This window comes from Elusimicrobium sp. An273 (assembly GCF_002159705.1).
Classification (GTDB): Bacteria; Elusimicrobiota; Elusimicrobia; order Elusimicrobiales; family Elusimicrobiaceae; genus Avelusimicrobium; species Avelusimicrobium gallicola.
Map to the genome: position 1 here is coordinate 323239 of NZ_NFJD01000001.1, position 25674 is coordinate 348912.

Annotated in this window: 19 protein-coding genes; 5 read left to right on the top strand and 14 right to left on the bottom strand. The window is 47.4% G+C overall.

The window, feature by feature from the left end:
* Positions 1-60: 60 nt before the first annotated feature.
* From B5F75_RS01545 to B5F75_RS01570, 6 genes are all read right to left on the bottom strand, one after another.
* On the bottom strand, positions 61-246 hold the full coding sequence (locus B5F75_RS01545; protein WP_087286887.1) for a helix-turn-helix transcriptional regulator: 186 nt from the start codon (positions 244-246) through the stop codon (positions 61-63).
* 25 nt (positions 247-271) lie between these two features.
* Entirely contained in the window at positions 272-1348 is a 1077-nt protein-coding gene (locus tag B5F75_RS01550) for a hypothetical protein (protein WP_087286890.1), read from the bottom strand.
* A gap of 1029 nt (positions 1349-2377) precedes the next feature.
* The gene (locus B5F75_RS01555) at positions 2378-4126 is read right to left on the bottom strand and encodes a hypothetical protein (RefSeq protein WP_087286893.1); all 1749 of its coding nucleotides are present in this window, start codon (positions 4124-4126) and stop codon (positions 2378-2380) included.
* Positions 4123-5499, bottom strand: a complete 1377-nt coding sequence (locus tag B5F75_RS01560; protein ID WP_087286896.1) for an ATP-binding protein — start codon at positions 5497-5499, stop codon at positions 4123-4125. The genes B5F75_RS01555 and B5F75_RS01560 overlap by 4 nt, the downstream gene beginning before the upstream one ends.
* Before the next feature lie 5 nt (positions 5500-5504).
* On the bottom strand, positions 5505-8000 hold the full coding sequence (locus B5F75_RS01565; protein ID WP_087286899.1) for an Hsp70 family protein: 2496 nt from the start codon (positions 7998-8000) through the stop codon (positions 5505-5507).
* A 2-nt stretch (positions 8001-8002) separates the two neighbouring features.
* Entirely contained in the window at positions 8003-8389 is a 387-nt protein-coding gene (locus tag B5F75_RS01570) for a hypothetical protein (RefSeq protein WP_143351224.1), read from the bottom strand.
* Positions 8390-9125: 736 nt separating this feature from the next.
* On the opposite strand from B5F75_RS01570, the gene B5F75_RS01575 reads away from it, so the two are divergent.
* Together B5F75_RS01575 and B5F75_RS01580 are read left to right on the top strand one after the other, a co-directional pair.
* The gene (locus B5F75_RS01575) at positions 9126-9710 is read left to right on the top strand and encodes an LEM-3-like GIY-YIG domain-containing protein (RefSeq protein WP_087286904.1); all 585 of its coding nucleotides are present in this window, start codon (positions 9126-9128) and stop codon (positions 9708-9710) included.
* 28 nt (positions 9711-9738) lie between these two features.
* Entirely contained in the window at positions 9739-10059 is a 321-nt protein-coding gene (locus B5F75_RS01580; protein ID WP_087286906.1) for a hypothetical protein, read from the top strand.
* Between the two features lie 221 nt (positions 10060-10280).
* Here B5F75_RS01580 and B5F75_RS01585 read toward each other — a convergent pair whose 3' ends face one another.
* Positions 10281-10673, bottom strand: a complete 393-nt coding sequence (locus tag B5F75_RS01585) for a helix-turn-helix domain-containing protein (RefSeq protein WP_087286909.1) — start codon at positions 10671-10673, stop codon at positions 10281-10283.
* A 33-nt stretch (positions 10674-10706) separates the two neighbouring features.
* Positions 10707-11426: a glycoside hydrolase family 3 N-terminal domain-containing protein gene (locus B5F75_RS01590; RefSeq protein WP_087286912.1), complete on the bottom strand. Its 720-nt coding sequence runs from the start codon at positions 11424-11426 to the stop codon at positions 10707-10709.
* Between the two features lie 116 nt (positions 11427-11542).
* On the opposite strand from B5F75_RS01590, the gene B5F75_RS01595 reads away from it, so the two are divergent.
* Positions 11543-12640 (top strand): linear amide C-N hydrolase, encoded by a 1098-nt coding sequence (locus B5F75_RS01595; RefSeq protein WP_425130002.1) that lies wholly within the window; start codon positions 11543-11545, stop codon positions 12638-12640.
* Positions 12641-12781: 141 nt separating this feature from the next.
* Here the strand turns inward: B5F75_RS01595 and B5F75_RS01600 are convergent, their stop codons facing one another.
* On the bottom strand, positions 12782-14476 hold the full coding sequence (locus tag B5F75_RS01600) for a PTS transporter subunit EIIC (RefSeq protein ID WP_087286918.1): 1695 nt from the start codon (positions 14474-14476) through the stop codon (positions 12782-12784).
* 134 nt (positions 14477-14610) lie between these two features.
* Positions 14611-16836: an EAL domain-containing protein gene (locus tag B5F75_RS01605; protein ID WP_087286921.1), complete on the bottom strand. Its 2226-nt coding sequence runs from the start codon at positions 16834-16836 to the stop codon at positions 14611-14613.
* 244 nt (positions 16837-17080) lie between these two features.
* Between B5F75_RS01605 and B5F75_RS01615 the strand changes: the two genes are divergently transcribed.
* Positions 17081-18013: a glycosyltransferase family 2 protein gene (locus B5F75_RS01615; RefSeq protein WP_087286926.1), complete on the top strand. Its 933-nt coding sequence runs from the start codon at positions 17081-17083 to the stop codon at positions 18011-18013.
* A gap of 52 nt (positions 18014-18065) precedes the next feature.
* Here the strand turns inward: B5F75_RS01615 and B5F75_RS01620 are convergent, their stop codons facing one another.
* Complete coding sequence (locus tag B5F75_RS01620; RefSeq protein WP_087286929.1) at positions 18066-18593, bottom strand: hypothetical protein; 528 nt, start codon at positions 18591-18593, stop codon at positions 18066-18068.
* A gap of 113 nt (positions 18594-18706) precedes the next feature.
* Here B5F75_RS01620 and B5F75_RS01625 point away from each other — a divergent pair, with 113 nt between their 5' ends.
* A complete protein-coding gene (locus B5F75_RS01625) occupies positions 18707-19915 on the top strand; it encodes a phosphopentomutase (protein WP_087286932.1) in 1209 nt (402 codons plus the stop codon).
* Between the two features lie 44 nt (positions 19916-19959).
* Here the strand turns inward: B5F75_RS01625 and B5F75_RS01630 are convergent, their stop codons facing one another.
* From B5F75_RS01630 to B5F75_RS01640, 3 genes are all read right to left on the bottom strand, one after another.
* Positions 19960-21021: an FAD-binding protein gene (locus tag B5F75_RS01630; RefSeq protein WP_143351225.1), complete on the bottom strand. Its 1062-nt coding sequence runs from the start codon at positions 21019-21021 to the stop codon at positions 19960-19962.
* A 31-nt stretch (positions 21022-21052) separates the two neighbouring features.
* The gene (locus tag B5F75_RS01635) at positions 21053-22984 is read right to left on the bottom strand and encodes an NAD(+) synthase (RefSeq protein ID WP_087286936.1); all 1932 of its coding nucleotides are present in this window, start codon (positions 22982-22984) and stop codon (positions 21053-21055) included.
* A gap of 98 nt (positions 22985-23082) precedes the next feature.
* Positions 23083-25578, bottom strand: coding sequence for a heavy metal translocating P-type ATPase (locus B5F75_RS01640; RefSeq protein WP_087286942.1), 2496 nt, complete (start codon positions 25576-25578; stop codon positions 23083-23085).
* Positions 25579-25674: the final 96 nt, after the last annotated feature.

The following is a 25674-nucleotide window of genomic DNA, read 5'->3' on the forward strand; positions in this document are numbered from 1 at the left end:
CTATTATTTATCTATATCTATTAACCTTACTTATTCTTACATAATATACACCCCTCTTTATCATCCCTGTCCCCCTGTGCTTATTAATTGCTCAATCTGATAAATTTGTAACTTTTGGGGGCGCGTATGCCCGTTAAGCCATTTGTTGATTGATACATAAGAAACCCCCAATAATTTGGCCAGTTCTGCCTGTGTAAGTCTGTTTTTAAGTCTATAGTCTTCCAACTGTTTAATTAAGTTATCCATTTTATTACTCCTTTGTATTCCCCAGTTAGTAATCAATTATTTCTTTGGTCCTCATATCCACCCGAATAGGCTTAAAATCATTGATCGTCCGTTTGATTTTTCTAATTGTCTGGTCCCGCCTAGGCTTAAAATATGCGGCTAATTTCTCTTGTTTATTCTTTGCGGCGCTGTACTGCATATATTGCTTTTTCCCTCCAGCGTATCTCTCTTCAATAGGGTTAAACAGTTCCTTAACGGTATTGGCTCCCAACTTTTTTTCTAGATTTTCCAATCCTTTGTATATGAGAACATTGCTAATGGAGACTCCGGCTCTTCTGGCTTCTTTTATCTGCCTTAGTTCTGTTTCTTTGGAACACCCAGCAGGGGGTAAATTGTTTAGCACCTCATTAGAGAAGCTTACCAGCAACTCCCTGGCTAATTTACTATCCCACACATTCCGTAATGTAAACGTTCCACTACATTGCTTAAACTTGGATAAATTTGCCTTTACGGAAGGGCTATTATAAAAAGTGACTTCATATCTAAGCACTTGCTTCCCTTGAGCTAGCAACTTGCAATAGATTTCTTTGTTTTCCTTGTTGTATAGACTCTTTCCCACTATTTCCTTGGTTGTTTTGTCATAAAAAGCGATGTCTCTGTTGTCCAGGCTTATACCCACTTTATACCCGTCTCTTCTATCTTTTCTATAGTGATGAAATTCAAGCGCATTATATCCTTTAGTTAAACCCTTCCCAAACCGCTTGAACAAGGCGGTCATAGAAGTAGTTATAGGCAAAATAATGTTTTTCCCATACTCCAAATAATAAATCTGTGCGTTATATATTGCTTCTTTGGGCACATCTACGCCGTTTCTAGTACATTCGCATTGAATAGCTGTCACTAACTCATCCAAGTCCGAATCCGTGGCTTCCGCCAGGTTATTGCCAAATAAACATCTTGGTGCGGCTACATCAAATACAACCTGTTGTTTTTTGCTGTGATAAGACACCACAGGTTTATTATGGGGATTCTTAATTCTCTGGGCTTTCAAGGCCTCTATCGCCCCAGGCCACAATTCTTTTACATTTTTTGGTTCAATACCACCTTTTATTCGATCTATCATACTTTGTCGAATCTCCTCAGTCCAAATCCAAGATTTTTCAATCTGGGAACTCTTTCGGGTTCAACAAATGTATAAGTGTATACCTTTTTTAATCCCTCTTAATAAAAGTTATGGGCTTTTTGTGTAGCCTTATAAACTGCCATTAGAACCTATAAATCCCGTTATAATTTCTTATCCTCCCTTGCTACTTAATGTATAAGTGTATACCATTTACAATTCCTATTTACAGCAGAGTGCTTCCCGCCTGTATATTCGGGGCCTTTTAGGCAAAAATCTTCCTCCCTTCTATATAATGGGTAAGTGTATACCATGCTCAATTGCTGTTTAGAAATATAAAACCTGGTAAATTACTGAAGAGTGCACGCTATGTTTTACGAGAAACTATTTGCTGGCTTTTATATTCAGCATCTTATTATGAGAAATATAATTTAGAGATGATAGGGACAAAAGACCTATTTGGCGGGGAGTAATGGAATTCTCTTGGGAAAACTAAGAAGTGACTCTCAGCTTGCAGTATCAATATAGTGGGTACCTGAGATTAGAAACCTCAAGCCCCCTAAATATCCATAAACCCTAAACAGAATAAAAGTACCATTTTAAAGTCAAAACTCTAGAGTTTCAATTTCTCGGCTATTTGAAGGGTTTATATTTTCGTCAGGAAAGTGAGCTTGTCCCTTCTATTAAAGTCCAAGTACTAGACTTGATGGTTCCGAGCGATTAGATAAATCCATCTGCGAAGTTTGTTCTTCTGTTAATGAGCGGAAATCCACATTTGCGAATTAAATTTCTGATTTCCTTTACTTTGGCAATTTGGTCTTCTCGGTCTTGAACATATTCCTACACAGCATGATTTCGCTCAATGACATTGCATATGCAGTCCACTTACCATTTTGGGTTCAAGCCCCTTTTAGTAAAGCGGTCGGAGTTTAGCTTACTTTCAATTTTCTGGTCATCGTATTTATATCTACTTTTTACATATTTTGACACAATAAAAAAATAGTTCGCAAATTGCGCCTTACATAATTACAATTAACAACATCCACTCATCCAGACAAGAAGGAAAATTACACCTACAATAGTAAATATCCAAGTAAAAATATATCCCAAACTATCTAAATTCTTTTCCGGCCCGAAATCAAACTGAGGACTTTGCTTCGCTCTTTCCTTTGTCATACCAAATGCTCGACTAAGTTTGGCTGCCCCCTTTTTAAAAGCCTCATGAATCATATTATCGATGATATGAGTATTGTCATCTTCTTGATATGAGAATGATACTTGCCAGGCTTTGTCATTTTTATTAGCAATCACGAAGAAACCATTTTGCGAAAATATTACCACTTCATTCCAAGAGAAAAATTGTTTTTCTGTTGGAGTATAAAAATGGGTTTTTGCTAATAAGACTTTATCATCATAAATCACACCATACAGATTACCTCCCAAAGCCAGTTTAGATATCATCGCCAGAAAAATTCTCCACCCAACAGCCCGATATAAACAATTTACAAATTTGTTCCAGTTCCCATTCTTATAATCCAACCATGTAATGGTTTCAAATCCATTCTTTTCTGTTCCAAAATGGACAAGCGTATCCGTCCCTGTATAAATTCCATTCGTATATTTTTTCGTCACACCATAACGGATACTACTAATCTCTTCTAATTTATAATGCCGTGATTTACTAACCGTAATTCCAGTGGGAGAAATATCTAATTTATGTCCCCACCCCCATTGAGAAACAGAACAAGAGATTCCCTTTTCCCATTCTTTTTGGTCTTCTTGTATTTCTTTTAAATCTTGCAAATCGGCAGAAACTCTCTCCTCTACAGAGGGGATCTCTATAAATAGTTCTTGAACCTTCTTCATTAATTTTTCGGAAAGTTCTTCTTTTTTTGCTTTATTTAACAAATCTATTGCAAGACCACGAGCCACATAAGCAATATCTTTACTTCCTTGGTGTTCCAAGCCACGCTGTTTCATACTTAATTGTATAGGGCGTGCCATCTCATCAAAAACGGATAATTCTCTGATAAACTCTTCTACGGCTTCGTCTACAGATGAAGATGTTAGATTACCAGATAACTTCTTGTTAATTGCGCTAGCAATTTTCTGTATTTTATCACTCTGATCTAGAACATAAGGCTGCACCTTGATGGCATAACTCTTATCAATCAAAGCATCAACCAATGTAAGTCTCTTCTCTTGTTTGAGGCATCTTTCCATAAGTAATAGCATGCTACTCGTTAAATCTTTTATAGATAATTTATCGAGCAGATATTGTATTTGCTCTATACAATAATTTTTATGGACTTCAAGGGCATGTCCGACAATTGAAGACGATGAAATGGCAGGTATTTTGGCGACATCTCTTTCTTCATTCAAAATAGTCGTCAAATTATCCACATTTATATCTTCATATTTAGTCGAAACAGCAATCATCAACTCAACAACTAGTTTGGGTTGTAAGTTATCCCAATAATTCACCATAGAAACCAGAACATTTAGGGCTGGTAGCGGCGGCAATGTCCCAATAAAGTTCAAATCAGTATTTTTATTTGCCAAGAATTGCATAACTTCTTGACATTTATTTTTACTAAGCCCAGGGAGCCACGCAATTTCTGCATTAATGCGTTTACTAGGTGTGGTCAACATTAATTTAGCATCCGAAACAAACCCTGAATCTAGCGACAAAATCTTCTCTTTGGCAATCTCCAAGATCTGTTTGCGGTTATCTCGTGTGCTTACCCCAAACACATTAAAAGGGTTTTCAAATAAGTTCATGGCCTAAATCCTATTGTCCGTTTATTGTTCTCATATAAAAAGTGGCCGCTGTGGAGAGCTTCATTAAGTTCTTGTTGTGTAATCTGCTTTTTCCCTTTAAAAGCTGTTAAACGGGCAGCTTCTTTAATAACAAAGGCCACATCTGAACGAGATTTACCAATCAAGGCAGATATGATCTCTCCCGCTTGGATGTTTTGATCAACAGGCAATTTCTCGAATGCAGATCGAAACATATTTTCGATATCTTTTGCATCAGGCATTTTAACCTCAATCTTATGGTCAAAACGACCTGTTCGCAAAATAGCTGGATCTATTTTTTCTAATAAATTAGTGATTCCAATCACTAAGACTTTATGATTAGAAGCTTCGGGAATAAGCCGCAGAAATTCTCCTATTTCCTCAATTTTATATTCCTGGGCTCCATCGCGGTTTGATAAATATGCCTCCATTTCATCAATAACAAGTATTGAGGGGGCAGCTGAACAAGCTTTCTCGAAAACTTCTGATATCTTTTTGCTCGTTTGATGAATATAGGGGCTTCCCACACTGCTTGAATCAACAGAAAAAACCGGCCAATCCAAAAAAGTAGCTAATTGCTCTACTGCAAAAGTTTTACCTGTCCCTGGGGCTCCATACAGAACTATAGGAGAAGGGAAAGATATTCCCAGCGGTTCATATTTCTCCGGATGGAATGCAATATCAATCACATTTTCATAAAAAAATTGTTCTAAATAGGTAGCACCTGGCAAACTAAAACAATCCAAAAGGTGATTTTTATGACTTTCCGTATCTGTAGGATCTCTTTGCAAGGTTTTAGCAATACCCACCCCTGCAACTTGAGCAATTTCATGCAAATCTTCTCTTGATAAATACGGAGTCAAGTTTTGCAAACGGCGAATCGCTTTTATAGATACTGGAACTCCTCCTGTTAGGCAAGTCCCTAACAAAAGGCCATCATCTGAATTATCTATGGTTTCAGCAAGAGGAAGCAAACGTGCATATTGTTCGACATATATTGAATTATCAAGAGGAATATCAGGAACAAGTTTGCGAGTTTCTCGCAAAGAATTTGCAAAGGCCAATGCCTCCGTTTTATCTGCAATGGCAACATCATGATTGGTTGGTCTCAATACATATTTATCTGAAGACACAATAAACTGATAGTTTTTGCCGCCAAAGGAAACACTCCGCCATACTGATATACCCAATAATCCTAAGTTTGCCCATTTTTGGGCTAAATCAGTAACCACTACAAGCAAATTGCGTCCATCACCTAATTTGTATATTTGCCAGTTAGGGCCCGCAAAAACAAGACGGGATATTGAAATATCAGAATTAAGCAAATATCTTTTGGGAAACCAAGGAACAAACATAAATATTATCCTCGTACTATATTCGTTATATCCGACTCTTCCATGATACTACTTCCACCTTGCCGGATATCCTCCAACTCAAAGACAATTTGGCGCAGTTGTTGTATCTGATCCATCTCTATAGCTTCCTGTCCTTTATGGGCTAATTCTTGGAATTTAACCTTATCTATAAATAAAAAAGGAGTCGAAATTAGACTTTTAAATCTAGTTACAACAAACCAGTCTCTCTTCCATAACATAGAAAATATCTTAGTTCTAATTTCAAACATATAGTCCTCAAACTCTTGTGTATCCCTTTGGAGCATACGTTGGGCACTTGCCACAAGATTATCGAAAGAGGATTTTTCTAGAGGGGATACATCCTTTTGGAAGCAGGTGTTAAAAAGATCAATCGCCTTATCCAATTCTATTTTTCTTATTTCATACAGATGTTTCTTACGAATAGAAGCAAGTTCTCTTTTTGCCCGTAAAACTTTCTCTTCAGCTTCTTTCGCTTTTTCTGGATCTACTAATCCCGCAGGCAAATTAGACGTTTCTTCCAAGGTATTTCTGATACCATCTAGTTCGGGGTCTTCAATATGGGCAGCCATTTCATCTGCTCTTTCTTTAGTACTTTTTGCATCAAAAATAATGGTTTGAGGAAGTTCTGAATAATCTTTTTGTCCTTCCTGACGAGAATAAAAATTTTTAGCAGAATTAAAAGAGCTTCTAATGCTAGGAATAGAAATCTCCAACCGGATATTTCCATCATCCGACATTTGATAGTTTACATCGATATCCGCTCCTGCATAAATGACGCCTTCATCAAAATCAGTACCGGAAATTTTCATCACGCCTACTAGACGGTTGTCGGTAATTGGCATAGAAATATCTCCCTCCCAAATTTTGAAATTTAATGCCGAAGGATCTCCGGCTTTTAGCGTAGAAGCTGCTTTAAAATGTTTTATTCCTTTTTTAGGAAGCATATCCCCCGAGTGGACTAAATAATCTAAAACAGAGGAGCCCCCCACTTTATCCAACACCTCAATTCCAACAGAATAAGAAGCGGGGATTGAGTCAACAGTAGCCGCTGTTCGGGTTATTGTAATTTTATCTATTTCACACGGAATATTTTGTCCATGTTCATTAAACAAAAATATCTTGAAATTATTTTCTCCCTGTTTGGACAATAACAGTTCGACCATATTACCTTCTTTGACTTTTACTCTTCCAGAGGACCAACCACTTTCAACAGAATCAATCTGTAACTCATAATTTTCATTTAAAGAAGCCGAATGCATAATAAGTTTAGTTTTGATGTCGGGCGTACGAGCGATGTAATCAAATTGAAGGTTTACATCTTCCTGCACTTCTAGGGTTTCTTTGACATTTTTACGAGCATGTTCTTGAGAAGTCCAGTCTATCGATTCAGCGAAAAGAGCGGCTCCTTCAGCAACAGCTGTCATGGGATTCACATCTGTATTGGCTGGAATACCTAAAGCAGACGATATTTTTTCTCTCATAGGTCTGTAACAGGTTGGCCCGCCTACAAAAACGATTCGGGCGACATCATCCGGCTGCAATCCTGCTTTTTCTAGAGTTTCATACACTGCTTTAACACTTTCTTCTACCTGTGCTGCAACCAACTCATCATAGCGTTCTCTAGTAAGGATAATATTAAGATAGATATCCTTACCCTCTTGGTCTTGCATCCGCATTTCTTCTTCCATTACATTAATGATAGCCTGGTCATCGCTAGACAATTTGATTTTAGCAGACTCAGCAGCATAAGCAGACATTCTTACTAAACGCCCGTATGCTGTATCATTCCAAAAAGTATCAGGCAATTTAAAGTTCTGTAACAACCATGGATATACGACATATTCCAAAATAGCACGGTCAAAATCTCTACCACCACACATAGCTATTCCACCATGACTCAACAAACTAACATGTCCATTTATGCTTTCTGCTACGGCTATATCTAAAGTCCCTCCACCAAGATCATACACAATAAAGATACCATCTTCGGTACGAGCTTTCATGACACTCATAATGGCAGCAACAGGCTCCTGCATGAGGGCGACTTTTCCTATTCCCGCCATATTAGCAGCTTGCAGTGTAGCTTCTTTTTGCATTTGATTAAATGCGGCTGGAACAGTAATCACAGTACCTCCGTCTAGAGAATCTCTCAGTTCTTCAGGAAGATAATTAAACAATACTTTTAATATTTCCGCCGAACACTCTTCCGGAGACATAGGATGTCCTAAATTAGGAATATTAATTGGAGTATTTGTTCCCATGAATCTTTTAAATCTGACGGCCACATTTTCAGGGTCATTTAAAAGCATTTTATATGCCTCTTGCCCTAAATATTTCACTCCGCGTTTATTGATATAAATAGCTGATGGAGTTACTTCCGATAATTCTCGAGGACTTTGATAAATATGAGTTTTTTCTCCATCATATGAACAAATAGCACTATTTGTAGTCCCTAAATCAATCCCTATAAAATGTTTCATAGTTATTTCTTCCCTAATATAGCGGCTCCTCTCCTCACAACTTTTCCCTCACACAAAATAACAGGCTCTAATAATTGTTCAATATATAAATCATCTTCAGCATTGAAACTACTAATATTAATAGGATTCAATGGCATTCCTGCGTCAAAAGGCATGCCGGCTTGAAAATTTGCGAAAGATATTCCTTTCCTTTGGAAGAAATCAGAGGCTTTCTTATTGAACCAATCAAGTTGTCCAACATACTTGCGTTGTTCATCCAAATCAATTTTAGAGAGCATTTTGTTTGTTAATTTAGCCAAACGCCATACTTCTACAGCAAATTGAATGTCTCCTTCATCTGCTATTGTAGAAAGTGAAAGTCGCAAGTTTTCGTGGCCATTTGGAGTCATAAAATGATTATAGTAAAAATTAACTATATCTACATATGTTTACTCTGCCATTATTGACAAAGCGGCATCAGGAGTATGACAAACTAAATGGCCGCTTATCTTTGATGAGGTTTGCGCTAAACTCTTAGACTTCACCAACGTGCAATGGTGACTTATCTGCAAAGATATACAATTTGTTGTTTTTATTAACAACTTGTAAAGTTGTTGAAAATAAAAATTTCTCTACATATTCTTGTACAATTATATATTCACACTCTCTCCTGAATCACCATAAACCACAAAAGTTGTAGCAGACGGGTCCAAAATGCCATTTTTAAGCCAAATTTAAGGACTCAAGACACCTTGCAAAAAGTTATAAGAAGGGCCTTTTTGACCGTTTTTAAGGGTTCGTTCTCGTCGGGAAAGCAAAATATGCCAATAAATGACATTGGTGGAGAAAAAGTTGTAAAAATATTCTAAAAGCGAACCCCATATTTACTCCCATCGAACTTTGGATGGGATTTTTTAATGTCTTTTTAGCTTGTTTATCCCCGGCTATCGTCGGGGATTTTTTGTTTTGGGCCTCTCTGGGGAAAACGGATACTTTTGCCTACGGCGCATTTGGGCCCCAAAAGTAAGGGCAAAAGGTATCTTTGTATCCTTTTGCCCTTCATTTAACTGCCCGAAATTTAATTTTGTGTAAAACTAAAAATTAATATAATCAAAACGAAGAGTTTATCAATATGGAAATCTGATTATGAAAAATAAAGATTATTCCTTTTATATTTATGCCTTAAAAGATGGAAGAAAAAATCCCGCACAAATTTTCTATATAGGAAAAGGGACAGGGATGAGAAAAGAAGAACACTTACTAAATATAGACAATACAAACAAAGGGCAGTTTATCCAAGAAATTATTCAAGATGGCGGAAAAGTTCTTGTAAGTACTCTTATTGACAATTTAACTGAACAACAAGCTTTAACACTGGAAGCAGAACTTATTGCCTCTTTTGGAACAGAAAAAAATGGCGGAATCTTAAAGAATTCAGTCACGCCCAACCCTTCTATCACTTCTTCGAAACGGGAATTAAATTTGCCTGTTGGAGTTTATGAACTGGCAACTATAGGACTAGACTTTATGAAAAAAGCTATATTAGAGTTTTTAGAAGCTAATCCCGATGGTATAAAAAATGCTGAATTCGCAAGATATCTTAATTTACATTCAGATAATGCCGGCAAACAAAAAGATTATCTAACCTATTCTATCCTAGGAATATTAATGAGAGAAAATAAAATCAGAAAAGAACCTCATGGGAAATATAAAATAAATCAAAGCAACTAGCGTCTATTATATTTAAGGGACATATTATATGATTCTTGATTCTCGTCCTTGGAAAAAAGAATTATCCAAACTAAGCCAAATTATATATCGGGCAAGATTCAAAACGAAGTTATCTGAATCCCGGGAGATTGCTTACGAAAAAGCAATCTTCATTTCGGCATATATTGTTAGGAAATTGTTCGAAGCATCTAAATTGTCTTATAAACTAAAAGAAATTTCTTGCCCTATAAAAAAATACCCCAATATTAAACACGTTAATTTATTTAACTGGCATAATATTGATCAAATTTTTGATCTGAATAATCCGGTGAGACACTCTCTGAATATTAAAAATTATGCAACTATTTAATTCATAGTTTTATATTTATACTTTCTTATAATGAGAGGAATTCTTTAAATGGATTCTTTTTTACTTCAGACAAAGAAAAGAATGACTCCCTTTATTTTATTCAAATAAAGGATTTTATAAATATATTACAAAAGATAGTTAAAGACGAAAAAATTCACAGCAGATATATAAAAGATAAAAATGGGAATTTAAAAGAAATAGCCCCGAGTTAAAAAATAAGTTTATTTATTAATTTTTTCCCTTTTTTCACTCAGCAGCTGGCTCACGCGGGCGGGGCTCATGCCAAGGGCCGCGGCACATTCCCGCTGGGAAAGGCTATTTACCCTCATATATTCCCGTATCTGCAAGGCAAGCGCCTTATAATATGTCTTTTTGTCTATTTTGGGTGTTTGGGGGTTGGTGTTTACCCGTTTGGTGCGCCGCACATAATTGGGTTTTACCGCCGCGTGGAATGCAAAACTTACCCCGTTCGGGAGCAAAACCTCTATATTTTCCCCTTGGTATGCGTAAGTAATCCGCCGCACCACTTGGGCCAGCGTTTTAGTTTGTTGCTCTAATTTCTGCTGTTCCAGTTCCGCTCTATTGATTAACCCGCATTCTGCCTGCTGCTTCAAAACCGTCTCATTAAACTTCGGCTAAAACACTGTTCAGACAAGAAGTAACTTGCTTTGAATTTCAAGCGCAGGAAGTTCCACGGTTTGCTTTTCATACTGCGCCGAGCCGCCGGGTGCATGCTTATAACAAGGAATTACGCCCCCGTCGGCCAACCCGCGGGCGTAAGCGTCGGCTAGAGCTTGCACAAGGGCCGGCTGATCTGAAAAATAACGGCTTTTGTGCGGGGCGTTTGGCCCGGTGGGCCGTTGTTCCGCCAAAGGCGCGAAAACGACATCTATCGTCAAATTTTTAAGAAATTTCCCTGTCCTTACGCCATATTGATAAGCGGCTTCAATCGCTTGCGGCAAATTTGTTTCCGCTTGTTTTCCAAACACTTCCGGCGCGGGCGCCTGAAAAGACGGATCGTACTGTTTAATACGGTTAACCGTGCCCCCTTCTTGGTCTATAAAAAACACAAAATCCGCCCGATGCAGCACTTCCGCTAATTCCTGCCGCAGGCGGCGCGGATCCAAATGCGGATGTGCCGGAATCCCCAAAAGAAACCCGTACGGATTGGCCTGCTGTAAAAACGACTTGTCTGCCGGCGTCAGCGGGTAACGGTTAATCAGCAAAATAACCGGGCGTACCGGTGCCGGTGCTTCCAGCCGCCAGAGCATCACTCCCCATGCCGCCAATCCCAATAAGACAAGCCCTATCACAAAAAGAAACGACCGCGGTTTGTTTAAATACGTTTCTAAAAAATCTCTTGCCATTACAGGCTCCGTTATAAAACTATACACAATTTAAAGGGTTTCAAAAAGAAAAGGCTCTCTAATATAATTTTATCTTTATGAAAGTGACTTTTTCTTTTTATAATGTCCTAAGGAGGATTCTTATGAAAAAAATCTTTTCTTGCCTGCTGGCGGCCGGACTGCTGGCGGGGCAAATGCCGGCAGACGCCTGCACCGGCATTGCGTTTAAAACGACCGACGGTGCCCAACTGCAGGCGCGCACCATTGAATGGGGCGGGTTTTCGCTGGAAAGCCAACTGGTCATTATGGGGCGCGGACAGCAAAATACGTCTCTTACGCCGCAGGGCCAAAACGGCCTTTCCTGGAAGAACAAATACGGCGCGGTGGGAATTAGCGTAGTCAAAGCTCCCTTTATCGGCGAAGGCGTGAACGAAAAAGGGTTGGCCGCCGGTATTTTTTATTTTTCCGGCTATGGCAGTTTGGCGCCGTTTAACCCGAAACGGGCCAAAAAATCCGTGGCGGATGTGGAGCTGGTGCGCTGGATGCTGACCAATTTCGCCACCGTAGACGAAGTGATTAAAGGCCTGAAAAAAATTGACATCGTGACCATTTACCCCCCGCAGGAAGGGCAAAAAACAGCCTCCACCGGGCATTGGCGCATTGCAGACGCTACGGGGCGCAGCATCGTGCTGGAAATTGAAAACAACGGCGAGCGGCACATTTACGAAAACACCGTGGGCGTGCTGACCAATTCTCCTTCTTTCCCGTGGCAGGTAACGCATTTAAAGAACTACGTGCACCTGCAAGCGGGCGACGTAAAACCCGTTTCCTATGGCGATACCACCTTAGCGGCTTTTGGGGCCGGCGCCGGCATGTGGGGCCTGCCGGGGGACATTACGCCCCCTTCCCGCTTTGTACGGGCGTTTTTCTATCTGCACACCGCTCCTCAAGCGCCTACGGCGCAGGCCGGCGTATTGCAGGCGTTTCATATCCTAAACAACTTTGATATTCCGATTGGGGTGGAATTTGCGGCGGGTGAAAAAATCCCGGATTTGCCCAGCGCCACCCAATGGACGAGCGTAACCAATATGACGCGCCCCGCTTTCTACTACCGCACGATGAACAACAGCCAAATCCGGCAGATTGATTTAACCAAGATAGACTTTGCTTCCGTTTCTTCGCAGGTCTTGCCGCTGGACAAAACGCCGGAGCAGATAGAAGCCCTTTCTTTCTAACGAAAGAACGATTACCCCCCGGGCATATGCCCGGGGTTTTTTATGAAAGGTTTTACGTCTGCTAAAAAGTTCCTGCACCAAATTTCCTTATAAAAAAGCGCCCCTTTCATTAGAAGGGGCGCTTTTAATCGTCGGCTAAACTTATTTTCCGGCGGCGCGTTTTTTATCCATATACTCTTGGAGTTTCGGTTTAATGACGCTTACCACTGGGCCATATACCACCTGGATGGCGTTGCCGTTAATCACTACGCCCAAGGCGCCTGCTTTTTTAAGAAGAGCCTTGTCAATCTTGCTGCTGTCCTTCACGTTTAAGCGCAGGCGCGTAGCGCAGCATTCCGGGTTTTCCATATTGTCCAGCCCGCCTAAACCGGCAATAATGTTTTCCATTTGTTCGTCGCGCTCAAAACCGACGGATTGCTCAGTCGGCGCCGCGGCGGCAGGCGTTTGCGCCGCTTGTTCGGCGGCTTCTTTCTTTTCTTGCTTGGCCTGGTAATCGGCTTTGGTGTAGAGCTTAGTTTCCTGGTCGTCTGCTTCGCGGCCGGGCGTAGGCAAATTCCACTTCAAAATCACCCAGCGGAACAGGTAATAATACACCACAAAGTAGATGACGAAAATCGGCAGCAGGCGCACCCAGTTGGTTTTGTCGTTGCCCTGCATCACGCCGTAGAGCACGTAATCAATCAACCCGCAGGAGAACGTCGTGCCGATGGTAATTTGAAACACGTGCATCAGCACAAACGACAGCCCCGCAAACACGCAGTGCACCACATACAAAAGCGGCGCCACAAACAGGAAGGTAAATTCAATCGGTTCGGTGATACCGGTTAAGAACGAGGTCAGCGCGGCCGAGAACAATAACCCGCCCACCAGTTTGCGTTTGTTGGTTTTGGCGGTGTTGTACATGGCCAGCGCGGCGCCCATTAATCCGCCCATCATAATGGCGTATTTGCCCGTCATAAAGCGGGCGGCTTCAATAGCAAAGTGCTGGGTATTGTGCGAAGCCAGCTGGGCAAAGAAAATGTTCTGCGCCCCGTAATACATCGTGCCGTCAATGTTCATCGCGCCGCCCAGGCCCGACTGCCAAAACGGCATATAGAACACATGGTGCAGGCCGAACGGAATCAGCGCGCGTTCCATAAAACCAAAGATAAACGTTCCGTAGTAGCCGGTCTTTACCACCAAGGCGCCGCTGGCCAAAATCAGGCGTTGGATTGGCGGCCACACATAGAAGCAGATGACCCCCAGCACAATGGCGGCCAAGGTGCAGATAATCGGCACAAAGCGTACCCCGCCGAAGAACGAGAAGACCACCGGCAGTTCAATGCGGTAAAAACGGTTGTGAAGGCAGGCCACCGCCAGCCCCACCAAGATACCGCCGAAAATACCCATTTCCAAGGTTTGAATGCCCAGCGTCGTGCCGATGGTGCCGGCGATGACGTCCGAAGCCAGTTTGCCGTCGGGCAGTACCTGCCCGGAGAAAACCAGCAGTTCGTGAATGGTTACGTGCATGATGATAAAAGACAGCGCCGCCGACAGCACGGCCACGGCTTTTTCTTCCTTGGCCATGCCCATCGCCACCGCCAAGGCAAACAGCAGCGGCAGGTTGGCAAACACCGCGTTGCCCACGGAGCTCATCAGCATAAACACATGGTTGAGCACGGTACCGGCCCCCATGATGGATTCCAACCCGTACTGCTGCACCGTAGAAAGGTTGGAAAAAGAAGCGCCGATACCCAATAAAAGCCCCGCTACGGGGAGAATGGATATCGGCAGGAAGAACGAACGGCCTATCGTTTGTATGACGGTAAGAATCTTATGGTTTTTGGACGAAGCCATACGACACTCCTCTATGTAATTAAGATGTTTGCGTAAATAAGATGTCTTGCTGCAGGGGGAATGCCCCTACTTGGATATTATCTTTTTTGGCGGGGTTCTTCAATAACCAAACGCCGCGGGCGGGCCGCGGCGGATTATTGGGCGGAAGTCGTTTTGGAAAGGAGCGTTTCAAACTGGGCCGCCGGCAGCGGGCGAGAGAAGAAATACCCCTGCGCCAAATCGCACCCGGTATGGCGCAGGAAATCGGCCTGTTCGCTGGTTTCCACGCCTTCGGCCACTACTTGGATGCCCAGCGATTTAATCATCGCCACCGCTCCTTCAATGACCTGGTGGGCATGGGGATTATTTTCAAATCCGCTCAAAAATTCCTTATCCAGCTTGATGCTGTCAAACTGCAGGCTTTTCAGTACGTTAAGCGAAGAATAGCCGGAGCCGAAATCATCCATCGCCACCGAAAAGCCCAGCCGGTGCAGCCGGTTTATCACGTTCTGCGCCCGTTCCAAGTTGTTAAAAATCACGCTTTCGGTCAGCTCCACTTCAATCATTTCGTGCGGCACGTCGTATTTGTCCACCACGCGCAACATCTGCGGAATGTAGCGCGTATCGTTTAAATGCAGGCGCGAAAAATTGACCGCCACCGGCACCCGGTTCAGGCCTTTTACCTTCCACGCCGCCAACAGCCGGGCCACTTCTTCCAAGATAAACATGTCCAGCCGCAGAATAAATCCGTTCTTCTCAAAAATGGGAATAAAATCATCCGGCTTTACGAGCCCCTGCTCGGCCTGGTTCCAGCGCACCAGCGCTTCCGCCCCGCGCATTTGGCCGGTGGCAAAATCGCACTTGGGCTGCAGAAATACGGAGAAATCGCCGTGATCCAAGGCGGCTTCCATCGTGTTTTCAATTTGTTTTTCCGCCACGATCCGTTTGCGGTCAGCCTCGTCGTAGAACTGGCATTTGTCAAACGACATCTTTTTGGCGTTTTCCAGCGCCAGGTGGGCGCGGTCTAACATAATATAGAAAGGAATATCTTCCGTTACTTCATACACGCCAAAGGCCACGTCAATCATCAGGCAGGAATCTTCCACCGTGCAGTCCCGCCGCAGCTGGGTGGCCAGCGCATGAATACGCGAGCGGAAAGATTTGCGGTCGGTATATTTTAACAGCAGAATAAAGTTATCCGCCGTGGAGCGGCAGAAACATTCTTCCGGGCTGATATTTTCGCGCAGCACGCGCGCCACCCGCTGGAGCACTTGGTTGCCCCGTTCGTATCCGTGCAAATCGTTGATGACCTTAAATTTATTGATGTCAAAAATCACAAGGGCCGCTTTGCCGTTTAAGCCGGCCAGTTTTTCCGGGAATTGTTCGCACATGCGGTTAAAGTTATCCGCCCCCGTCAGCTGGTCTACAAAGGCCGTGGCAAACAGCTGGCGGTTGCTGTAGGCCCGCATATGCAGGGTGTAAAAAATAAGCGCGCAGAAAATGACGAAAATGGAAAGAAATAAAATTAAAGACAAGTACGTCAGCTGCCGCGCCTGCTGTTCCACATACGTGGTGGGCAGGGCGGAAACCATATACCAATCATTTACCTGAAGCGGAATAAAATGCAAAAACCGGTGTCCGTTGGGCCCGCGGAACCCCACCATAAAGTGTTTTCCTTCCCGCACGGCTTGGCGCAAGGCGGCGGGGGTCATTTCCCCGTCAAACTCCACGCCGGAGAGTTCCTCAAACGCATTGGAAAACCGAGGCGATCTGTATCCCAGCACCGGCTCTCCGTTTCGCTCAATTACCAGAGAATAGCCTTTGTTGCCCATGGCCGAAAGCGCCAGCAGCGGCCGGTATCGACCCGGCTCCTGCAGGGCAAACAACGCCCCCACCGGGCGGCCTTGTTTTTTAAGCAATACGGCCTGCACCAGCACATCTTTCCCGTCGGCCGGATCGGCTTGGCGCACGGAAAGGTAATTCCCTTCCTCCAACGTGCGGGCCAATACGTCTGTAATAAAAACGGGGCTGAAAGATCGTTCGGAAGACAAAAAGACGTCTCCCCCCTCCGTAATCACGCCCAGCAACTTAAAATAATTATGCTGCGTCTGCCGGCGCAGAAATTCGGTTAAATTAACGGTATCCGCCCACGGATACGTATCTTCCACCGTAATGGCAATGGATTCCAGCACTTGCTGGTCGTTTTGAATGAGGCGGTTAAAGTCGGAAGCGGCTTCTTCGCTGGCGGCCGCCACGTGGGATTTGACGTCCCGCTCCAAAATTCCGCTTACCTGCTGCCAATATAGCAGCACCCCGGCGACAATCACCGCCGCCGCGGCCATAAACAAAAAGATAAATAAGCGAAATGAAATGCGCTGCACCCGTCTGTCCTCCCGCGCGCCCCAACGGCAGGCCCGCCGCGTAATTATTATAGCATTTATCCGCCTGATTTCCCTGCCGGAAAACAGCCGTTTTCCCGTTCGTTTAAAAGGGCTTTTTCGTCCCGTTTGCAGGATGCTTTGCAGCGATTTGACACGCCGGGCAATCCCCGCAAATGCCCTTTCCGCGCGCAAAGTGCAACGATTTTCCCAGAAAATACTATAATGAAACAAAAAGGAACCCTTTATGAAAACAGCGTTGCTCGTCCCCGTATACAACGAACAGGAAGTACTGCCCCTTTTCCGGCAAAAAGTGCAGGAAGTGGCCGCACAGCTGCCGCAGGAGAAGTTTGAATATATTTTTGTAAATGACGGCAGCCTGGACGGGACGGCCGAATTGCTTAAAGAGTGGGCCCGGCAAGACCCGGCCGTAAAAGTGATTTCATTCTCACGCAATTTTGGCAAAGAAGCCGCGCTGACGGCCGGCCTTTCGCAGGCCGCAGAGGCGGACGCCGTGATTATTTTGGACGCCGATTTGCAAGACCCGCCGGAATTAATTATCCCGTTTTTACAGAAATACAAAGAAGGGTTTGACGTCGTATACGGCCAACGCTGCGACAGAAGCCAAGACTCGTTTTTAAAACGCTTTACCGCCGGGTGCTTTTATAAATGCTACAACGCCATTTCCACGCGGCCGCTGCCCGCCAACGCCGGGGACTGCCGCTTATTAAGCCGCCGCGCCGTCCGGGCGGTGCTTGCGTTGCCGGAGCGGGAGCGGTTTATGAAAGGCCTTTTTAATTGGGTCGGCTTTCCTACGGCGGCCGTTCCGTTTAAGCGCCAAGCGCGCCCGGCCGGACAAACCAAGTGGAATTACTGGCGGCTGTGGAATTTTGCGTTGGAAGGCTTGACCGCTTCCAGCACGGTGCCGCTTCGGCTGTGGACGTATTTCGGCTTTGCCGTTTCCGGATTTGCCTTTTTGTATGCGCTGTGGGTAGCGTTTCAAAAAATCGTATACGGAAACCCCGTCAGCGGGTATGCTTCGCTGATGGTGGCCATTTTGTTCTTCAGCGGCGTACAGCTTATTTCGCTGGGCGTCATCGGCGAGTATTTGGGCCGCATTTTTATAGAAGTAAAACAGCGCCCGCTTTATATAATAGACGAAAAAATAAACTGCGATTAACCGCAAAAAAGCCGCCCCGAAAGGCGGCTTTTTTACGTCCAAGTAATTTCAATTAAGAATGCCCCGGTTTAGAAGAGGCCTGCGTTTCCTGCTCGCGGAACAGCCCCAGCGTTTGCTGGGAATAGGCAAAAAACGGATAAAAATTATTTTCCGGATTGCGCAAATTTACTTCGGGCAATTCCGTATAGAATAATTTTTCTTTAGACACGGCAAACAGCCGCACCATCTGCGGCGAAGAAGGCGGCGGCAATTCGCCCCCTGCGGCCACAGCCGTCATTTCCCCGGTCAGTTTGCTGGCGTGCGCCAACATCCGCGCGGCCGTTTCCTGCAGGGCTTCGTGCCCGTGCCCGCCGATGATGCCGCCCAACCCGCTTTTGCTGTTGTTTTCAAAATACAGGCTGCTGTCCCCCAACGAATTGGTGGCCAAAAACAAATGCTTTACTTCATTTCCGTCCTGCATCGCCATTTCAATGCCGGCCACGGAAATTTTATCCGGCCCGATTTCAATAACGCCCTTGCGGTTTTCCAGATTTTTGACGTCCAGCCAAAAATTTCGCATATTTACGTACGCTTGTTTCATAACTCCCCCCTCTGGTTAATACTATAGCATTTTGCTCTTCCTTTGGTGCAGGGAAGGCCGATTAGACGGCGGGATTTTTTTGGGGTATAATAAAAGAAAAGCAGGAGGCACCTATGACCCGTAAAGGAAGAGCTGTAATTTTGATGATGGATTCGTTTGGAATCGGAGGCGCCGAAGACGCCGCCAAATTTGGCGACGCCGGGGCCGACACACTGGGACACATCGCCGCCGCGCGCGGCGGGCTGAACGTGCCGAATTTGGCGGCACTGGGCCTGTTTAAAGCGGCCGAAGCTTCCACAGGCAAAGCTCCCGCGGCGGGTGCGCAAACCAAAGCGTCCGTTTCGCTCCCTTCCAAATACGGTTTTATGCGCGAAATCAGCCACGGCAAAGACACTTCTTCCGGCCATTGGGAAATGGCGGGCTCTCCGGTGCAGTTTGAGTGGGGCTATTTTAAGCCGGACTATCCGTCCTTCCCGCCGGAACTGATTGAAAAAATCTGCGCCGAAGCCGGCCTGCCCGGCATCCTGGGCGACAAAGCTGCCTCCGGCACCGCCATTATTGAAGAACTGGGCGAGGAACATATTAAAACCGGCAAACCCATTTGCTACACATCGGCGGACAGCGTCTTCCAAATTGCCGCGCACGAAAAGCATTTCGGCTTGGAGCGGCTGTATAAGGTGTGCGAGATCGCCTTTAAACACGTGGCGCCCTATAACATCGCCCGCGTGATTGCCCGCCCGTTTGAAGGCGAAAAGAAAGGCGAATTTAAACGCACCAAAAACCGCCACGACTATTCCGTCAAACCGCCGATGATTACCGTATTGGACGAAATTAAAAACGCGGGCGGAGAAGTGATTTCCGTCGGGAAAATATCCGATATTTTCGCCAAGCAGGGCATTACCCAAGCGGTAAAAGCCTCCGGCCTGGAAGAACTGTGGGACGTTACCCTCGCGCAAGCCAAAGCGGCGCCGGATTTCAGCCTCGTGTTTACGAACTTTGTGGATTTTGATATGACGTGGGGCCACCGCCGCGACGTGGAAGGCTACGCCAAAGGCTTGGAATACTTTGACACCCGCCTGCCCGAATTGGCCGCACAAATGCAGCCGGGGGATGTGGCGTTTATCACGGCCGACCACGGCTGCGACCCTACCTACAAAGGCACCGACCACACCCGCGAGCACGTGCCGGTCATTTTGTTCGGGCCGGGCATTAAGCCGCAGTTTATCGGCGGGCGCGACACCTATGCCGACTTGGGGCAAACCCTGGCGGATTATTTCAAACTGCCGCCGCTTCGGTTTGGCAAAAGTTTTTTAAACGACTAATTACAAAACCCCGGGTTTCCCCGGGGTTTTTGATGTATGCTTTATTACGAGCGAAGAACTGAGATACTTTGCAGCCCGCTTTTCATCACCCATTTGCGCAACAACGGCCGGTACATAAACGGGCATTTAAACAGCTTACTCCACAATTTTAGCCGCAGGCGCAACGTGTTGCGCGCGTAGCGGCGGTGTTCCGTCCGGCCGGGCGTTTGCTCAAAAGAATCCGCCAGCCGGCGGGCGCTTTCAAACGCGCTTGAAATGCCTTCCAAACTGCTGGGGCTGATAAAGCCGGCGGCCTCGCCGATTAAAAATACGCCGTTTCCACCCAGGCAAAATTCTTTCCACCCCGCCGGACGCAATACGCGGCACGCTTCCGTTTTAAGCGGGTTTCCAAATTGAAGGCCCAGCCGCTCCAATTTCTTTTTTTGCCGCTCAAAGCGCGCCCGGCTGTTCTGCACGGGATAGGCGCCGCCAAAAATAAAATATCCGTCCTTGGAAACCGACCACGCATAGCAGTCCGTTTCCGCCGGGTCAAAAATACAGGAATAAAAAGGACTTTTGTGCGTATCCGCAAACCATTGCTGTACGGCCGTGTAACTGCGGATAGCGTGGCGGGGAAAAAACGTCCGCCGGACAAACGAGTCGGCCCCGTCCGCCCCCACCAGGCGCCGCCCGCGGGCCGTGTGCAGGCTGCCGTTTTGCCGAAACGTTACCGAAAAAGAGCCGTCTGTTTCCCGCACGGCGCGCACCACTTGCGCGCCCGCTTGCACGGATACGCTGTTTGGAATTAACGAAATCAGCCACCGGTCAAAGCGGTGGCGGTTCATATTGATGTAGAAACGCGGATAGTGGCGGCAGAGCCCGCTGGCCAAGTCAATCGTGCGCACGGAAAAGAGCTGCGGGTCTACCAAAACGGATTTGGGAAGCGTCAAATCAAACCGCGCCAACGCTTTTTGCGCATCCGGCGCCAGCAGGCCGCCGCAGGGTTTTGAAAAACTGTCCGAAGCGTCTGTTTTTTTATCCAAACAAAGCACTTTTTGCTTGCCGGAAAGGAGCCGGGCCAACGTACTGCCCGCCGGGCCCAGCCCGATAATAATAACGTCAAACATAGCTTCTCCCGCTTGCGTGTCCCGCGCCATTTCAATGCAGGTTTTCGGCCTCCGCCAGCCAGGCCTGTACGCTGGCGTCGCTGGGCATGCGCCAGTCGCCCCGCGGCGAAAGCGCCACCGACCCTACCTTCGGCCCGTCCGGCAGGCAGGAGCGTTTAAATTGTTGGGCAAAGAAGCGCTTTAAAAATACTTGCAGCCATTTTTTGATAACGGCCGGCGTGAACTTTTTATCAAACGCGTGCTTGGCCAAGAAATAAATTTTTGCCGGGCCAAAGCCGTACCGCAGGAAATAATACAAAAAGAAATCATGCAGTTCATACGGGCCGACCAAATCTTCCGTCTTTTGGGCGATATGGCCTTTGGCGGTGGCAGGCAACAGCTCGGGGCTGATGGGCGTAGCCACAATATCGTTTAATACAGCCTGCGTTTTTTTGCCCGTTTCGTGCTGCGCCGCCCACAACACCAGCAACCGCACCAGCGTTTTGGGCACGCCCGCGTTTACCCCATACATGGACATATGATCCCCGTTATACGTGGCCCAGCCCAGCGCCAGTTCGGACAAATCTCCCGTCCCCACCACGATTCCGCCCGTTTGGTTGGCGATATCCATCAGCACCTGGGTGCGTTCGCGCGCTTGGGTGTTTTCGTAGGTAACGTCTTTGATTTTGGGGTTGTGGCCGATATCCGAAAAATGTTGTTCGCATGCTTTTTGAATGTTTACTTCCCGAATGGTAACGCCCAGATTTTTCATCAAGGCCAAGGCGTTTTGGTAGGTGCGGTCGGTCGTGCCGAAACCGGGCATGGTAACGCCGATAATTTTTTTGCGCGGCCAGTCCAGCTTGGCAAACGTTTGGGCGCATACCAGCAGGGCCAGTGTGGAGTCCAGCCCGCCCGAAATGCCCACTACCGCCGTTTGGGCGTGCGCCGCGGCAAGGCGCGTGGCCAGCCCCGTTACCTGAATGTTAAAAATTTCCTGGCAGTTCTCGTTCAACGCGGTTCCTTTGGGCACAAACGGCAACGCGGAAACCGGGCGCGAAAGAGCCAATACCGGCGCCGGCGCCATTCCCGTTTCCACCCGTTCATACGGCTCGGCCGCTTCGTAGGCGGCATCGGCGCGGAACGTGGTGTTTACCGCGCGCTCGGCGCGCAGGCGCTCCACGTCTATTTCCGCACTTACCAGCTGCGCTTGGGTGGAAAATCGTTCCGAAAAAGCCAGCGGCGTGCCGTTTTCGTAAATCAGCGCATTGCCCCCGAATACGACGTCGGTCGTTGATTCGCCAAACCCGCACGAAGCATACACGTACCCGCACAGGCACCGGGCCGACTGCTGGGCCACCAACTGGCGCACATAGGCGTATTTGCCCGTCAGGGCGTTGCTCGCAGACAAGTTAAAAATAACGTCCGCCCCCTGCAGCGCAAGACGCGAAGAAGGCGGCACCACCGCCCACAAATCTTCGCAAATTTCTACGCCGAAATTCATTCCGCCCGCTTCAAACAGCAAATCCGGCCCCGCGGGCACAACCTGCCCGCACAGCTCCACTTCGCCGCCGCCCCATTCCTGGGCGGAAGCAAACCAGCGCCGTTCATAAAATTCGTTGTAATTGGGCAAGTGCGTTTTGGGCACCACGCCCAAAATTTCGCCGCGGTAGCAGACCGCCGCCGCGTTTAACAGCACCGTTCCCGCGCGCACGGGAAGCCCCGCCATAAAAACAATGTCCAGGCTTTCCGTCCGCCGCAAGAGCGCCCCCAGCACGCGTTCGGCGGCGTCCAGCAGCAAAGGTTTTAAAAACAGATCGCCGCAGGTATACCCCGTAACCCCCAATTCCGGAAACACCACCGCCCGCACGCCTTCGCGCACGGCTTGGCGCAGGCAAGTTTCCATTTGCGCGGCGTTATAGGCGGGATCCGCCACTTTTACGGACGGCACCGCCGCCGCCACTTTTACAAAACCGAAATGGTTCATACTAAACTCCTTTTGCCGGGAAGTGCTTTCTTTTATTGTATCAATTATCCCGCAAAAAAAGCCGGGCGCAAGCACCCGGCTTTTATCGTTCAGAACGGCTAATTGATGGCAACCACTTCGTACCCCGCTTTTTGCACGGCTTGCTTGAGGGCTTCGTCCGTGATTTGCGCATGAGATTCCACCACGGCGCATTTTTGGCTTAAATCCACTTTGGCCTGTACGCCGGGGATAGAATTAAGCGCCCTTTCCACGCGGCCTGCGCAGTGGGCACATACCATTCCTTCTATAATTAATGTTTTTCGCATAATTTTCCCCTTGTGTTGGTGTTTGCGGGCAATCCGCGCCGGCTTAAAAAAGCGCAGCCGCAAAGCGTTGGTAACGACGCACACGGAGCTTAAACTCATCGCCGCGGCCGCAAACATCGGGCTCAATTTCCACCCAAACGGCAAATACAGCACGCCCGCCGCCAGCGGAATGCCCAACACGTTGTAAATAAACGCCCAAAACAAATTTTCTTTGATGTTGCGCAGCACCGCCCGGCTTAACTGCAAGGCGGTGGCTACGCCGGTTAAATCGTCTTTCATCAGCACAATGTCCGCCGATTCTACCGCCACGTCCGTCCCCGCGCCCAGCGCCATCCCTACATCCGCCCGCACCAGCGCCGGAGCGTCGTTCACGCCGTCGCCCGCCATGGCCACCACTTCGCCTTCATCCTGCAAACGGCGGATGACGGCTTCTTTTTCCTGCGGCAGTACACCCGCAATCACGCGGTCTATGCCCACCGCCCGCGCCACGCTTTGGGCGGTTTGCGGGTTGTCCCCGGTCAGCAAAATTACCTGCAGGTGCATGCGTTTTAACAATCCTACGGCATCCGCCGAGGCGGGTTTTATGGTGTCGGAAAAAGAAATCATTCCCAAATACTTTTTCCCGCGCACAAAGAAAAGCGGCGTGCGGCCCAAGGCGGCTTCTTGGGCAAGCAGTTTTTCGCCGTCTGCAACCGCTACGCCCAATTCCTGCATATAAGTTAAATTGCCGCCGCTAAGCTGTTCTTCCCCTTCTTGGGCGCATACGCCGCGGCCGGGGATGCCCTCAAACCGGGAAACCGGCACCAGCGGGATATTCTTTTCTTCCGCATAGCCCGACAGCGCCTGCGCAAACGGATGTTGGGAAAAATGCTCCAGCGACGCCGCCTGCGTAAGCAATTCTTCCGAAGACGATTGCGCCCCGGGCACAATCCCCGCCACCTGCATCCGCCCGCTGGTTACCGTGCCGGTTTTATCCAACACGACCGTGGTAACCTTATGCGCGCGTTCCAGCGCCGCGGCTGATTTGACCAAAATGCCCTGCCGCGCCGCGCTGCCCGTGCCCACCATAATGGCCGTAGGCGTGGCCAGCCCCAGCGCACACGGGCAAGAAATAACCAATACCGCAATGGCCGAAGACAGGGCAAACGAAAAACTGGTTCCCTGCGCCAGCCACACCACCAGGGTAAGAAGCGCAATGGCGATAACCGTCGGCACGAACACGGCGCTCACGCGGTCTGCCAGGCGCGCAATCGGCGCTTTGCTGCCGGCGGCTTCTTCCACCAGCGTAATAATTTGCGCCAGCACGGTGTCTTTGCCCGTGCGCGCCACTTTCAGCTCCACATAGCCGCTAGCAAGCAGCGTTCCCGCCGCCAATTCCGCCCCGATCGGCTTATCCTGCGGGACGCTTTCCCCCGTCAGGGCCGATTCATCGGCGGCGCCACCACCGTCTACCACCACACCGTCTGCCGCAATTCGCTCGCCGGCGCGTACGACCACAATATCCCCCGGCACCAGCCCCTGCACGGGGACGGAAACTTCTTTCCCGTCCCGCAGCACAGACGCCTCCTGCGGCACCAGCCGAACCAAGGCCGAAATTGCATCCGAGGTTTTTACTTTGGCCCGCGCTTCCAGCCATTTGCCCAACGTAACCAACGTTAAAATCATCGCGGCCGATTCAAAGTATAATCCGTGAAAAGCCTGCTCCAGCGCGGCCGTCCAATCTGGGTGTTCCATCAACACCAAAATACGAAACAATCCCCACAAGCCGGACAATACCGCCGCCCCCGAGCCGAGGGCGATGAGACTGTCCATATTCGGCCCGCCCTGCACCAGCCGTTTAAAACCGTTGGTAAAGAAACGGCGGTTGACGGATAAAACGGGCAACACCAATAAAAACTGCGTGAGCGCAAAAAGGCCGGGGTTTTCCGTCAGCTCCTTCGGAAGCGGCAGCGCCAGCATCTGCCCCATGGCCACGTATAACAGCGGCAGCAAAAAAATAAGCGACGCAATAAAACGATATTTGATGCGGCGCGCCTCGTCTTTGGCGGCCCGCTGGGGCGACAAGACCCCCGTTTCTTCGCCGGGGGCAAAAGCGTCGTACCCCGCCCCGCGCACCGCGGCAATAATGTCCTGCGTGCTCAGGCGTTCTTCATCATAATCCGCCGTCAGCGTGTTTTGCAGCAGGTTCACCGCGGCCGAGCGCATGCCGGGCAGCCGGGCCACCGCCCGTTCTACGTGCGCTTGGCAGGCGGAGCAAGTCATACCGGTAACATTAAATTTTTTCTTCATACACAAAAAATCCTCTTCTTTTAAAGGATATGCTTATCGTCGGCGCTTGTCAAGCAAAAACCCAAGTCCGCGGACGGTATTACACGACGGGCTCCC